Genomic DNA, 14,122 nt, shown 5'->3' with positions numbered 1-14,122 from the left:
TTTTACCACCAATGATAGTTTCTTCGAATCCAAATCAATTAAATGAATCCATATTGGCATTATTTTAAAGTCTTTTCATTAATCATAACGTCGTTACGTTTTTGATTATCACTCGATAATTTCCTTGTTTTGTGTAGTTTGCTAAATGCTTATTTAAAAATGGATGATCAATCCTGCTATGTTTTTCACGTTATAACGCCTATCAGTTTTATTTATCATATGATAAATAAAACTTAAAAATAAAACTCTAAAAGAATAAAAAATATATTCTAATAGAGTCTTATTCACTATCTCGATTATTCTTCAAAGAGTGGGACCTTACGTTGTGATTTAACATCAAACATCCCTACATCAGAAATCTTTAATTCTGGAGAAACTAAAAGTGAGATTGTCGAGAAGGACATTATTTCGTTGAAATTGTGATATCCCAAGTTTTGCATTTCTGTACGTACTTGTTTAATCTCCTCTGCTAATTCAGCTACTGGTTTTGAACTAATGATTCCACCAATATTTAATAGCGCATTCGCAACTAATTGACCATGTTTTACTACAACGTAGCCACCTTGCTCATCCATCAATTTGTGTTGGGCTACGACCATTGATTCTAAGTCAGTCCCCATAACCATTAAGTTGTGATGATCGTGAGCCCAAGTTGTTCCAATAGCTCCAGATTTATTCAAAGCATTTTTTACCAAAGCAAAACTAATATTGCCATTTTTACCGTAACGTTCTTGAACCATCAGTAACGACAAACCTGCACTTTGCCAATCTACTAAACCATTCTTAACTGCTAATCTTTCTTGAACGTGTTTTGTAAAAGTACCTTGTTGGTTTATTTCAATTACATTAGCTAAAACACTAGTTTTGTCACTTGATAATTCTAAATCAGCCGTCGTTATTTTTTTAACCTTAACTGAGTTCTTCAATGATGCCGGAAATTCTGGTTGTAACGGCGTTATATCAGTGCTTAATTGACCGGATTTATAAACTTCTTGAATATTAAATCGTTGTGGATCATCTAAAAAGATCAAGTCAGCTACTCTACCTGGAGCAATTGCACCACGGTCATTCAAGGACATCCTTCTAGCAGGAGTGTAAGTTGCCATGTAAATAGCTTTTTCTGCTGGCATTCCCATATCAATGGCTTCTTTAACGATAACGTTCAAATGTCCATTAACCAAATCGTCAGCCATCACATCATCAGTTACAAAAGCTGCATATTCATAGAAATTGTGATCAATAATCGTCTGCATGTTTTCTTTTGACATTGATTTCTTTTGGAACTGGATAAACATGCCATTGTTGATTCGTTCAACAATACTAGTTGGCGTTTGATACGTATGATCAGATGTAATTCCACTAGCAGCAAATTTAGCTAGGTCTAAGCCAGAATATTGAGGACAGTGTCCCTCTAGAGGCATCGTTGGTCTGAGTTCTTTACATAGCTTAATAAGCTGTCTAATTAAAGATTCTGGTTGTGAAACTATTCCCTTAAAGTTCATCGCTTCACCTAAACAAACGATTCTAGGATCTTTAAGTAATTCTTCCGTCTCTTTTAGTCCAATCACGCCGCCAGTAGTTTCCATTTCAGTTCTAGTTGAAGGAACTGAAGAAGGTAGCGCATAAAAGACATCAATAATGCTCTTTTGAGCCATGAAATCTTTTAAACCTTTGATTCCAGCCACATTTGAAATCTCATGTGCATCGGCGATGACCGTCGTTGTTCCAAATTTAACGGCTTCATTTCCAAAATGAGCGGGATCAGTCATGGAACTTTCTATATGCATATGCGAATCGATCAAACCAGGGATAATATAACGATCATGCGCATCGACGATTTTTTTAGCGTCAAATTGTAAATTAACTCCAACCATTAAGATTTTCCCGTTTTCAATTGCAATATCTTTTCTTTCAAATTTTTGTGAAAAAGTATTAAAAACTAGTCCGTTTTCAATCAACGTATCTACTTGCATTTTCAACTTCCTTTTTAGTTCATAGTTTGATTCCATTGTTTGATCCATGATGGCAATTCTTTGTTAACATAATTGAAATCAATCATCTTAGCGCGTTTAGCAGTATCGCCATAAGTCATATACTGTGGATCTTTCAATGTTACTGATGAATTAACTGGAGCATTATTTAATGAATTTGATTCAGCAACTTTAGCTTGAGAAGCTTTGCTGATACGGTAATCGATGTACTTGTATGCTGCATCTTCATTTTTACTATTCTTCAAAATTGAAACTGTATCATAGTTAGCATATGTGCCTGATTCTGGAACCATGTATTCAACATCAGGAGCAGCATTCTTGATCATCCCAACAGCAAAGTCACCTACAACGGCAGCATCGATTTCACCGGATTTAAACATATTGGCTAGATCAGAAGATTTAGCATAAGTCTTTACTACATTCGGTTTCAAAGCTTTCAATTGTGCGAAGGCTTGTTTTTCATCAACCTTTCCGTTGTCTACAAAACTGGAACTTGCTTGAAGATTTTGAGCATGTTGATTAGCAATATAAACCATCGCTGGACCAAATGTTGTTGCAATATCAGGAATAGCAATTCTACCTTCTAATTTCTTATCCCAAAGTTGATCCCAGGAAGTGATTTTGCCAATCTTTTTAGGATTGTAAATAATCCCGATACTATTGACTGTATAAGGAACACTATTAGTTTCCTTAGCTAATTTTTGTTGATCTTTTGAAAGATATTTGAAATTCTTAATCTTACTGAAATCAAGTTTCTTGAATAAATTCTTGTTACTACCAGCAACGGCATTATTTTGAGCCAATTCAATGACATCAACGCCAGAATTTGGATTGTGTGAGATTTGCGTGAATCTAGAAGAACTGTCCCCGAACTGACTCTTAACTGTTAAATTGTTAGCTTTAGCAAATGGATTAAAAACATCTCTAGTCATTTGTTTAGTTGCTAAACCAAAAGTTGAAACAGTTAATTGTTTATTGGCAGTTTTTCCACATCCAGCAACTGTCAATGCAATCAAAAGCGTTGTAACGATAGTTAAAATCTTTGCAAATTTTTTCATATTTCCACCTATTTATTTTATTTATCCTCTAATTCAATTAGTGATTGTTTATCAAAATATAAAGTTAGTTCAGAGCCTATTTGATAGTCCCTATTGTCAGTATCAACTTTCATTCGACCTAATTCTGTCTCAACGATATATTGATAACAATCACCTAAAAAATTACGGGCTGTTATCTTGCCCTTTAAAGTATTGTTTCCCGTACCCACTTTGATGTTCTCGGGTCTAATTGTCAGATACTTACCTGAATTCGTATCGTTATAACTCCAACTATGTTCCGTAGCCCACTCCTTAGAGATAAAGTTGTCATAACCAATAAATTCAGCTACAAAACGTGTCTTTGGATGTTGATAAATTCGTTCAGGCGTATCAAGTTGTTCAATCTTGCCTTTATTCATTACCGCCACACGATCTGAAATGGCGAAGCACTCTTCTTGATCATGAGTTACAAAAATTGTTGTCATTTTCATCTTTTTTTGTAAGCGACTAATTTCTTCACGCATTTCTATTCGCAACTTAGCATCCAGATTACTCAAAGGTTCATCTAACAATAAAACATCAGGATTAATAGCTAAAGCACGGGCTAAAGAAACTCGTTGTTGCTGTCCACCAGATAATTCACTTGGCATTCTATCTTTCAAATCTATCAAGCCGGTCGTTTTCAAAATACTGACAGTTTTTTCTGAAATTATTTCTTTAGATAATTTTTTACGCTTTAATCCAAAGGCTACATTTTGAAAAATTGTCATATGAGGAAATAAAGCATAACTTTGGAAAACCATTCCGAAATTTCGCTTGTAAACTGGTACTTTGGAAATGTCTCTTCCAGAAACTTTAATAGAACCACCTTGAATCGGTAACAGTCCCGATATCAGCCTTAACATGGTCGTTTTTCCGCAACCACTAGGTCCTAAAATCGATAACAATTCACCATCATTAATTTCCAGCGACAAATCTTTTAGAATTTGTTTATTTTTTTGATACGAAAGAGTTAGATCTTCTATTTTTATTTGTGCCAAAATATGTCTCCTAAGTTAGTTTGTTTAATCCCAAATACTTCTCAGCAATCATCATCAAAGCGGCTGTGATGAGCATTAAAATAACTGATACTGCTGATACAGTTGGATCATAATTGTTTTCCAAATAATTCAAAATGGAAGTTGGTAGCATGTTCAACGATGGTCCATTCATGAATAAAGTAATTGGAATATTGTTGAAAGAAGTAATAAATGAGAGGATAAACGCTGCCAAAATACTCTGTTTAATATTAGGAATAACGACTTTGAAAAATGTCACGATTTTGTTATACCCAACCATCCAAGCAGCTTCTTCAATTCGATTGTCGAAATCCATCATCCCTGCTGTCAATAAACGAATGACGTATGGCAAGCACAATAAGCAATGTCCAATTAATAAGCTCAAAAACAGTGGTAAACCAAAACTAATCACTAGTGTTTGATAAAGTGCAAAACCAATAACAATTTCTGGTATTAAAGCTGGACTCAAGAAGATATTTTGGAACCAACTCTTATGATGAATCTGAAAATGGGTTAATGCATAAACGGCCGGGATCCCAATTAACAAGGCAATTGCCGCCGCCAAAATGGCAACTATAAAACTCATTTTCATTCCATCAACGAAATCTGGTTGTTGAAATACATTGTGATACCAATTCAGTGTGAAACCTTTAATTGGAAAAGATATTGCTGTCTCCGTTCCAAAAGAAGTAATTATGACTATCATCAGTGGCAAAATTAATATCAGCAAAACAATGAAACCTATCACTGATGAAAATCTAATTTTTGATTTCAAGATTATTCCTCCGATCTAGCATCTTAGAAACCTTATTCAAAACAAACATCGTTACAACAGCGATAACCGTCAAAACAATTGCTATCACGCTGGCACTAGTCCAGTTGCCTAGAGTGATCGATTGTTGTTGCAATAAAGTAGCTAGAACCATGTTTTTATTTCCACCTAATAATTGTGGCGTGGTATAAGCAGTTAGTGCTCCTACAAAAACCAAAATCGAACCAGTAAATATTCCCAAAGATACTTGTGGCAAGATAACTTTAAAAAAGACAACTATCGGCCTAGCTCCCAAGACTTCAGCAGCCTCTTCTATCTCACCGTTCAATTGTGAAAAAGAACTGACTAATGAGGTAATCATGATTGGTAGAAATAAATAGACCGCTCCAATAATGATGGCAAGATTCGTATAAAGTAGCGTTAATGGTGCATTGATCAAGTGAAGCTTTATTAGGAAATTATTGATCACTCCGTTCTTACCAAGAATCATTATCCAAGCAAAGTTTCTCACGACTGCATTAGTTAATATTGGAAAAAGAACGATAATACTAACTAGTTTTCGCCAATTTCCATTCAAGCGCGAAATCCAATAAGCAGTCGGCAATCCCAAACCTAAAGTTACTAACGTTGTAATCACAGCAATCATTAATGTTCGGTAAATGACTTTTAAGTTATTACTGCTTGAAAAGAATAATTGATAATTTTCAAACAAAGAATTCCCACTAGTAAAAGTTGGAATAAACATTCTTAGCACTGGATATATCAATAAAATAATAATAATTAATAAACCCGGCAATAAAAGAAAAGTGGTAGATCTTTTCAAAATTGTTCAACCTTTCTATTTGATCTGATACACAACAAATTATACTAAAACACGAACAATGTCAATAATTTATTTTTTATCGTTCGTAAAATATAAAATCAAGTGAATTCTTAAAATTAATATTTTTTTATTCATTTGAACGAACACTACTAACAAAGGATTTTCATTCAGAAAGTTCATTTATTTCAGAAAAATAAATATCGGTACAATACACATTGTCAAAATTTAATTTATAGTTGTTCATAACGCTATAGCGCTAAAATTGTGCAAAAAAAAAGCCATTAGGATTTTTACATCCCAATGACATTTTTTTAATTATTTTGCTTCAGGTAACTTAGCAATTTTACCTTGTTCAATATAAACACTCAAAATTCCAATATCAGCTGGATTGACACCACTGATACGACTAGCTTGAGCAATTGTTTGAGGATTGATCTTGCTTAGCTTTTGAACAGCTTCAGTAGCTAAACTATCAATCTTTGTATAATCGATACGTTCAGGAATCTTCTTCGATTCCATCTTCTTCAAACGTTCGATACGCATTTTTTCTTTCTTGATGTAGCCTGCGTACTTAGTAGCGATTTCTACTTGTTCGGCTACACGACGATCAACTGGATAATCAGCTTCTCCAACCATATCAATGATATCTGTATAGTGTACTTCTGGTCTTCTTAAGAAGTGGTCAGCCAAGATTCCATCCTTTAATGGTTTCAAATCATGGGCCTGTAAGAAAGGTAAGGCCATCTTAGGTGTGATCATCTTACGTGAAAGACGATTTAATTCCATTTTGATAGTTTGACGCTTTTCTTTGAAGGCTTCATAACGCTTGTCACTAATCAAACCTAGCTTGTAGCCATAATCCGTCAAACGTAAGTCGGCATTATCGTGACGTAAAATCAAACGATATTCAGCGCGACTAGTCAACAAACGATAAGGTTCGTTAGTTCCCTTAGTAACTAAGTCGTCAATCAAAACACCAATATAAGCTTCATCACGACGCAAGATAAATGGATCCTTACCTTCAGCACGCAAAGCAGCATTGATACCAGCCATGATTCCTTGTCCAGCAGCTTCTTCATAACCAGAAGTACCGTTCATTTGACCAGCTGTAAAGAGGTTCTTAACGATCTTAGTTTCAAGGTTCAATTTCAATTGCCAAGGTTCGATAACATCATATTCGATAGCATAACCAGGACGCATCAACTTAGCATTTTCCAATCCAGCAACGGAATGCAACATCTTCAATTGGATTTCTTCAGGCATTGAAGTTGAGAAATCACCAACGTAGTATTCTTTAGTATCCTTACCTTCTGGTTCCAAGAAAATTTGATGTCTTGGCTTATCAGCAAAACGAACGATCTTATCTTCGATTGAAGGACAATATCTTGGTCCCACACCCTTGATCACACCGGAGAACATTGGTGCACGATCAAGGTTTTCACGGATGATTTTGTGAGTATCAGCGTTTGTATAAGTCATCCAGCAAGAAATTTGATGTTGTAAGTAATTTGAATCTGGCGTCTCAAATGAGAAGTGATTTGGTTCTTTATCACCAGGTTGTTCAATCGTTTTGTCAAAGTTAATTGTGTTTTTATTAACACGTGGAGGTGTACCAGTCTTGAAACGTGTCAATTTAAAACCATGCTTTTCAAGATCTTCTGAAAGTTTGATTGAAGGAATGCTGTTATTAGGACCTGATGAATACATCAATTCCCCAATAATAATCTTTCCTCGTGAAGAAGTACCAGCTGTCAAAACAACTGACTTAGCATGATATCTAGCACCTGTAGCGGTGATGATACCTTTGCAGACGCCATCTTCAACGATCAATTTTTCGGCGATTCCTTGACGTAATGTCAAATTAGGTTCGTCTTCTAGAACGTCTTTCATCATACGGTGATACATATTCTTATCAGCTTGAGCACGCAAAGCTCTAACTGCTGGACCTTTACCAGTATTGAGCATTCTCATTTGAATGTAAGTCTTATCAATGTTACGACCCATTTCTCCACCTAAGGCATCGATTTCACGAACGACGATTCCCTTAGCAGGACCACCAACAGAAGGATTACATGGCATGAAAGCAACCATATCCAAGTTGATAGTAATTAAAAGCGTTTTTTGGCCCATTCTGGCAGCAGCCAAAGCAGCTTCTGAACCAGCGTGACCGGCACCTACAACGATGACGTCATAAGTCTCTGAATCAAATTCCTTAATATCCATTCTTTATTCACCTATATACTTATTTTCCTAAACAAAATTGTGAGAATAATTGCGTAATCAATTCATCTTGATAACTTTCACCCGTAATTTCTCCGAGAGTGTCCCAGCAAGCCGTCATATCGATTTGTACTAAGTCGATAGGCATTCCTGCTTCAATTCCAGAAATAACGTCATTGAGGCTATTTTTGGCCTTACGGAGCAATCCGGCCTGACGAGCACTAGTGATAATAACATTGCTACTACTGTTATCCTCAATTCCGGCATTGAACAATTTACTGATAGTTTGTTTGATTGTTTCAATCCCATCATTTTTGATAGCTGAAGTCTTCAAGATCACATCGTCAGCTTTCAATTGCACGACTGAATTTGGAGTAATGATTGGCATCAAATCAACTTTATTAAAAATCACGATTCGACGTTTATCTTGAGTAGCGTCAAGTAATTCCAAATCATCTTCTTCTAATTCACGACTGGAATCTAAGACTAAGATCACCAAATCTGCACCCTTTAGTGCCGCCTTAGAACGTTCAACACCAATTTTTTCAACTTTATCGTCAGTGTCACGAATACCAGCAGTATCGATCAGTTTCAAAGGTACACCATCGATATTGACGTATTGTTCCACAACATCTCTAGTTGTTCCGGCAACATCAGTAACGATAGCCTTGTCTTCATCCAAAAGTCGATTTAATAAACTAGATTTCCCAACATTAGGTTTTCCAACAATCGCTGTAGCTAAACCATGTTGCAAAATTTCACCACTATCAGCTGTCTTCAATAAACCATCGATACTCTTGCTGACAGTTTTAGCTTTTTCCAAAAGCATCTTGGTTGTCATCTGGTCAGTATCGTATTCTGGATAATCGATATTAACTTCAACTTGAGCTAATGAATCCAAAATTTCTTGACGCAAATTAGAAATCAAATGATGCAAATTTCCATCCAATTGATTAACAGCCACTTGCATAGCCTTGTCAGTCTTAGCACGGATCAAATCCATCACAGATTCAGCTTGTGTCAAATCAATTCGACCATTCAAAAAGGCTCGCTTAGTAAACTCACCTGGTTCGGCCATTCTAGCGCCATAAGCCAACAATAATTGGAGAACTTTATTGGTTGCAACTATACCCCCGTGGGTATTTATTTCAATGATATCTTCGCGTGTAAAAGTCTTTGGTGCTCGCATTACGGAGACCATAACTTCATCGACCAAAGAATTATCGCTAGGGTCATAAATGTGACCATAATTGATCGTGTGACTAGCAACTTTGGCTAAATCGCGTCCCTTGAAAACTTTTTTAGCGACATCGACTGCTTGATCTCCCGACATCCTAACGATTGAGATTGCACCTTCCCCAGGAGGCGTCGAAATTGCAGCAATAGTGTCATATTCGGTTACTGAACTTGGCATAAATTATTTCCTTCCTTGTTTTTGAGCATAAAAAAAGTGCATAATCCGCCAATGTTTGACGGAAAAGCACCTTGACTACTTTTCTATATACGATATATGAATAATTTCAAAAAATATCTTAACGAGATTTTTTAAAATTGTCAATTATTTTCGATTCTTATAAATACGCTTCTTAGCTTTTCTAAGTCGACGTTGTTTTTCTTTCTCAGCTTCCGCAGCTTCTCTTTGTTCACGACGATACTTGAACGGATTTTGGAAAGCCAATGTCTGGAGAACTTGGAACGCATTAGTTACTACCCAGTAAATTGTAATAGCTGATGGGAACGTTAATGCTGGTACGAAGATAAAGATTGGCATGACCCAAGTCATGATCTTTGTCGTCGAATTTTGTGTTGGCTGTGAGTAGCTAGAAATGTAAGTACTTAAGAAAGTAAATACAGCCGCTAAAATAGCCATAATGTAATATGGATCAGCTTTACCAAGTTGCATCCATAAGAAACTACCATTACGAAGTTGAGTTGTCTTATAAATAGCTTGATACAAAGCAAACATAACTGGTAGTTGGATTACCAATGGTAAACATCCAGCTACAGGGTTTACTCCCGCCTCACTATAAAGTTTTTGTGTCTCATCACGTAGTTTTTGTTGAGTATCCACATCTTTAGCAGAATATTTCTTTTGAAGAGCCTGCATTTGAGGTTGGATCTTCATTTGCTTATTCATACTCTTGATTTGGTACCAGTTAAGTGGCAACAAGATAACTCTCACTAAAATAGTGAAAATTATGATGGCCCAACCATAACTGTTATTTACTAATGAAGCTAACCAAAGAATGAATCTAGAAAAACTATAAATAACGTAATGATCCCAGAATCCCGTACTATTGCTTGTGATTGGCTCGTTTAGGTTTGAACATCCAGCTAAAACTAAGACAACACTAAGCAGTAGAGCAACACCTATGTATTTCTTTAAGCTTTTTTTATTCACTTTTACACCTATTAGTCATATTTTTTAACTCTATTTTAATACATTACCTAATTTCAATAAATGTACAATATTTTTTTTCGTCTCAAACATATCTAAATCTACTGCCGGTTTTCTAGCTATAATCAAGAAATCCAATTCAGCAGGAAGCTCTGGCTTCAACTCTAATAGTGATTGGCGTACATATCTCTTAATACGATTACGACCAACTGCTGTATGTGAAACTTTCTTTCCGACTGAAAGTCCTACACGAAAATGTTTTTGTCCCTCTTTAGGCATTTTGTATAAGACAAAATTGCGATTTGCAACTGAAGCCCCGTTGGAATAGACATATTGAAACTCATTTTCTTTTTTTATTCGATAGCTTTTTCTCATATGTCACCAGTCTACTCTCGTTTTGTAATAAAAAAAGACCACCAAATGTTTAGTGATCCTTCAAAACTAAGCTGATAATACTTTACGACCCTTTTTACGGCGTCTTGCTAAAACTTTGCGACCATTACTTGTACTCATTCTCTTCATGAAACCATGGACGCGTTCACGGTGACGCTTCTTTGGTTGAAATGTTCTCTTTGTAGTCATCAGTAAACCTCCTGACTCTTATATTTAATTAAAATTCACTTCTTCAGACAATTGCTTAACTAGCATATCATGTTATGACGATTTTTTAAATAACTAATTTCCTATAAATACAAGTTTTTTTTAGAAAGTTTTTCGCAATTTCAATTGTGGATAAAAAAATAAAACTTTCATAACCTTTTTTATCCACAGACGTTTTAACAGAGTTTTGCCCTGTGGATTTTTACTGTGTTTTAGTTATCCACAGGCTTGTTTACTTCTTGTTTTTTCTCTGTAACACCTGGTATTAGTGTCTTCTGTGAGTTATCCACTGTGAACAAAGTTGTTAATAATTATCCACAGGTTGGCTTTTCCACAAGGATGTGTATTAAGAAATTACCTGTTGTTATTTCTTCTAAATTTAAACGTGTGTTCTGTGGAAAACTATTACTTAGAATGATAAACTATAAATTGTCATTTTAGGGAAAAACTTATCCACAACTACAGATTGGGGGGAAATAATTGCAAAATATTAATAACTCAACAGATCCAAAACTGACTGAATTTTGGGATTTCTTTACTAATAAGTTAAGATCCCAATTAACTCCAGTCAGTTATTCGACTTGGGTTGAAAGTGCTAATCCCTTATACATTGATGGAAATAACATTTTTATTTCTGTACCTACTAAACTTCATAAAGATTATTGGGAACGTAACTACACGGAAAAAATTGCTATTTACTCATATGAATTAAATGGAACTGAACTAAATCCAATAATTGAAAATGATGAAGAATCGACAAAAAAAGAGGAACAAACAATTGCTCCCCACGTTGAACCAGAAACTACTTCTGCTCAACCCAAACATGTCTTTCATAATTCACATTTAAATCCGAAGTATACTTTTTCTTCTTTTATTGTTGGTAGTGGTAATCAGATGGCACATGCGGCCGCACTTGCAGCTGCCGAAGATCCAGGTGGAGTATACAATCCACTCTTTATTTATGGAGGCGTTGGTTTAGGAAAGACGCATTTAATGCAAGCCGTTGGTCATCAAATGATCAAATTAGATCCATTGGCCAAGGTTAAATATGTGACTAGCGAAACCTTCGCGAACGACTTTATCAATTCAATTCAAACGAGAACTCAAGATGAATTTAGACAGGAATACCGAAACGTCGATCTACTATTAATAGATGATGTTCAATTTTTCGCTAAAAAAGAGGGGACTCAAGAAGAATTCTTCCATACATTTAATGAGCTTTACGAAAATGGCAAGCAGATCGTGATGACTTCAGATCGTTTGCCAAAAGAAATCCCGGAATTGCAAGCACGTTTAGTTTCCAGATTTACTAGCGGTCTTTCAGCTGATATTACAGCACCGGATCTTGAAACTAGAATCGCAATCCTACGCAACAAGGCAAAAGCCGAACATCTAGAAATTCCAAATGACACATTATCTTACATTGCAGCGCAAGTTGACACGAATGTACGTGAACTTGAGGGTGCACTTATTCGCGTTCAAGCTTATTCAACGACTCAAAATACTGATATTACTAAGTCAGTCGCTGCCGATGCTTTAAGAGATTTCAAACGAACCAGCGATCGCAACGGACTTTCAATCAGTAAGATTCAAAACAAAGTTGCCAAATTTTATCACGTGACTGTTCAAGATATCAAGGGCAAGAAACGTGTAAAATCAATCGTTGTTCCACGACAAATCGCGATGTATTTATCTAGAGAATTAACTGATAAGTCTCTACCACAGATTGGAATGGAATTTGGTGGTAAGGATCACACGACAGTAATGCATTCTTGTGATAAAATATCCGAATTGCTCATTAAAGATGCTGACTTGAAACGGTCAGTCAACGAACTAAAAGATGACCTCAGAAATTAACATGTTAATAACTTTAAGTTTTTCCCACAGTTATCCACAGCTGTTAATAACATGCATTTTTCAATGAGAATCAACTATCAGAAGAGTTTTCCACAATTTTAACAGTGCCTACTACTACTTCTATCTTTATATTAATTAATTAAAAAGGGAGTTACCTATGAAATTTTCTATTGATCGATCAAAGTTCATTAATCAAACTAGTAACGTTCAAAGAGCAATTTCGACAAAGACAACTATTCCTATTTTGACAGGAATGAAATTAGATCTTTCGGAATCAGGCTTAACAATTACAGGAAGTAATTCAGATATTTCTATCACATCATTTATTTCCAAAGATGATAGTGATAATGATTTAAAAATCGAAAGCACAGGTTCAATTGTTTTACCTGCTAGATTTTTCAATGAAATCATCAAAAAACTTCCAGGAGACAATTTTGAATTAGAAGTTTTAAACAACAATCAGACTTTAATTAAATCTGGAGTTTCAGAATTTACTATTAACGGCTTAGATGCAGTAAATTATCCACATCTTCCAGAAGTAGAAACTGATAACCAATTAGTTTTACCAACTGATGTTTTCAAAGAAGTTGTTAACCAAACAGTTATTGCCGTTTCAACTCAAGAAAGTCGTCCAGTTCTAACTGGTGTCAATTTCTTAATCACAAGTGAAGGCCTAACAGCAGTTGCAACTGATAGTCATCGTCTTTCACAACGAAAGATCAATATCACCAGCGACGAAGATTACAATTTGATTATTCCTGGTAAGAGTTTGACTGAATTAGTTAGAACTATCAGCGATTCAGTCAAAGAAATCTCAATGTCAATTTCAGAAAATCAAGTTCTATTCAGTTTTGATAACATCATGTTCTACTCAAGACTACTCGATGGAAGATATCCTGAAACTGATCGCTTGATTCCTGACGAATCCAATACTCGTTTAACTTTTGATTCATCAAGTTTCCTAGCTTCAGTTGAACGTGCTTCACTTCTTTCTCATGAAAGTAGAAACAATGTTATCAAACTAGAAATCAAAGCTGTTGATAAAAAAGCTACACTTTACGGAAACTCACCAGAAGTTGGTACCGTAGAAGAAGTTCTTGATTGCGAAAATATCGAAGGCGATGATTTAGAAATTTCCTTCAACCCTGATTACCTAAAGGATGCTTTAAGATCATTCGGAAGTAACACAAATATTGAAATGAGTTTTACTTCTCCATTGCATCCATTTACTTTAAGACCAGTGGAAGATCGCGATAATTTCGTTCAACTTATCACGCCAGTACGAACATTTTAATGTGAATAACTCAAAATAGACTGAACTTTCGGTTTGGTCTATTTTTTTTGTTATTTTAAATTTAAAGACGGT

The 14,122-nt window shown here is 35.3% G+C and carries 12 protein-coding genes; 2 read left to right on the top strand and 10 right to left on the bottom strand.

What is annotated here, in order from left to right:
* Nucleotides 1-296 precede the first annotated feature (296 nt).
* The 10 genes from FFM65_RS07970 to rpmH form a co-directional block, all read right to left on the bottom strand.
* The gene (locus FFM65_RS07970) at nt 297-1,973 is read right to left on the bottom strand and encodes an adenine deaminase C-terminal domain-containing protein (RefSeq protein WP_119316921.1); all 1,677 of its coding nucleotides are present in this window, start codon (nt 1,971-1,973) and stop codon (nt 297-299) included.
* Between the two features lie 14 nt (nt 1,974-1,987).
* Nucleotides 1,988-3,049, bottom strand: a complete 1,062-nt coding sequence (locus FFM65_RS07965) for an ABC transporter substrate-binding protein (RefSeq protein ID WP_119316920.1) — start codon at nt 3,047-3,049, stop codon at nt 1,988-1,990.
* 17 nt (nt 3,050-3,066) lie between these two features.
* Nucleotides 3,067-4,068: an ABC transporter ATP-binding protein gene (locus tag FFM65_RS07960; RefSeq protein ID WP_119316919.1), complete on the bottom strand. Its 1,002-nt coding sequence runs from the start codon at nt 4,066-4,068 to the stop codon at nt 3,067-3,069.
* A gap of 10 nt (nt 4,069-4,078) precedes the next feature.
* The gene (locus FFM65_RS07955) at nt 4,079-4,864 is read right to left on the bottom strand and encodes an ABC transporter permease (protein ID WP_371851282.1); all 786 of its coding nucleotides are present in this window, start codon (nt 4,862-4,864) and stop codon (nt 4,079-4,081) included.
* The gene (locus tag FFM65_RS07950; RefSeq protein ID WP_245954190.1) at nt 4,845-5,570 is read right to left on the bottom strand and encodes an ABC transporter permease; all 726 of its coding nucleotides are present in this window, start codon (nt 5,568-5,570) and stop codon (nt 4,845-4,847) included. The genes FFM65_RS07955 and FFM65_RS07950 overlap by 20 nt, the downstream gene beginning before the upstream one ends.
* 426 nt (nt 5,571-5,996) lie before the next feature.
* Nucleotides 5,997-7,904 (bottom strand): tRNA uridine-5-carboxymethylaminomethyl(34) synthesis enzyme MnmG, encoded by a 1,908-nt coding sequence (gene mnmG / locus FFM65_RS07945; protein ID WP_119316917.1) that lies wholly within the window; start codon nt 7,902-7,904, stop codon nt 5,997-5,999.
* Nucleotides 7,905-7,923: 19 nt separating this feature from the next.
* On the bottom strand, nt 7,924-9,315 hold the full coding sequence (gene mnmE / locus FFM65_RS07940; protein ID WP_059074778.1) for a tRNA uridine-5-carboxymethylaminomethyl(34) synthesis GTPase MnmE: 1,392 nt from the start codon (nt 9,313-9,315) through the stop codon (nt 7,924-7,926).
* A 144-nt stretch (nt 9,316-9,459) separates the two neighbouring features.
* Entirely contained in the window at nt 9,460-10,302 is an 843-nt protein-coding gene (gene yidC, locus FFM65_RS07935; protein WP_059074777.1) for a membrane protein insertase YidC, read from the bottom strand.
* A 30-nt stretch (nt 10,303-10,332) separates the two neighbouring features.
* The gene (gene rnpA / locus FFM65_RS07930; RefSeq protein ID WP_010017928.1) at nt 10,333-10,674 is read right to left on the bottom strand and encodes a ribonuclease P protein component; all 342 of its coding nucleotides are present in this window, start codon (nt 10,672-10,674) and stop codon (nt 10,333-10,335) included.
* Between the two features lie 66 nt (nt 10,675-10,740).
* Complete coding sequence (gene rpmH, locus FFM65_RS07925; protein ID WP_010625561.1) at nt 10,741-10,881, bottom strand: 50S ribosomal protein L34; 141 nt, start codon at nt 10,879-10,881, stop codon at nt 10,741-10,743.
* A 498-nt stretch (nt 10,882-11,379) separates the two neighbouring features.
* Here rpmH and dnaA point away from each other — a divergent pair, with 498 nt between their 5' ends.
* Complete coding sequence (gene dnaA / locus FFM65_RS07920; protein ID WP_371851280.1) at nt 11,380-12,756, top strand: chromosomal replication initiator protein DnaA; 1,377 nt, start codon at nt 11,380-11,382, stop codon at nt 12,754-12,756.
* A 157-nt stretch (nt 12,757-12,913) separates the two neighbouring features.
* On the top strand, nt 12,914-14,050 hold the full coding sequence (gene dnaN / locus FFM65_RS07915) for a DNA polymerase III subunit beta (protein WP_119316916.1): 1,137 nt from the start codon (nt 12,914-12,916) through the stop codon (nt 14,048-14,050).
* Nucleotides 14,051-14,122: the final 72 nt, after the last annotated feature.

The organism is Companilactobacillus formosensis (assembly GCF_005405305.1).
Classification (GTDB): Bacteria; Bacillota; Bacilli; order Lactobacillales; family Lactobacillaceae; genus Companilactobacillus; species Companilactobacillus formosensis.
Note: the sequence above shows the minus strand (reverse complement) of the source record. Positions and strands in the feature narration are given on the sequence as shown.

Coding starts and splice junctions, on each gene's coding strand:
- FFM65_RS07970 (WP_119316921.1), bottom strand. CDS start 1,973: ATGCAAGTAGATACGTTGATTGAAAACGGACTAGTTTTTAATACTTTT.
- FFM65_RS07965 (WP_119316920.1), bottom strand. CDS start 3,049: ATGAAAAAATTTGCAAAGATTTTAACTATCGTTACAACGCTTTTGATT.
- mnmG (WP_119316917.1), bottom strand. CDS start 7,904: ATGGATATTAAGGAATTTGATTCAGAGACTTATGACGTCATCGTTGTA.
- mnmE (WP_059074778.1), bottom strand. CDS start 9,315: ATGCCAAGTTCAGTAACCGAATATGACACTATTGCTGCAATTTCGACG.
- rnpA (WP_010017928.1), bottom strand. CDS start 10,674: ATGAGAAAAAGCTATCGAATAAAAAAAGAAAATGAGTTTCAATATGTC.
- rpmH (WP_010625561.1), bottom strand. CDS start 10,881: ATGACTACAAAGAGAACATTTCAACCAAAGAAGCGTCACCGTGAACGC.
- dnaN (WP_119316916.1), top strand. CDS start 12,914: ATGAAATTTTCTATTGATCGATCAAAGTTCATTAATCAAACTAGTAAC.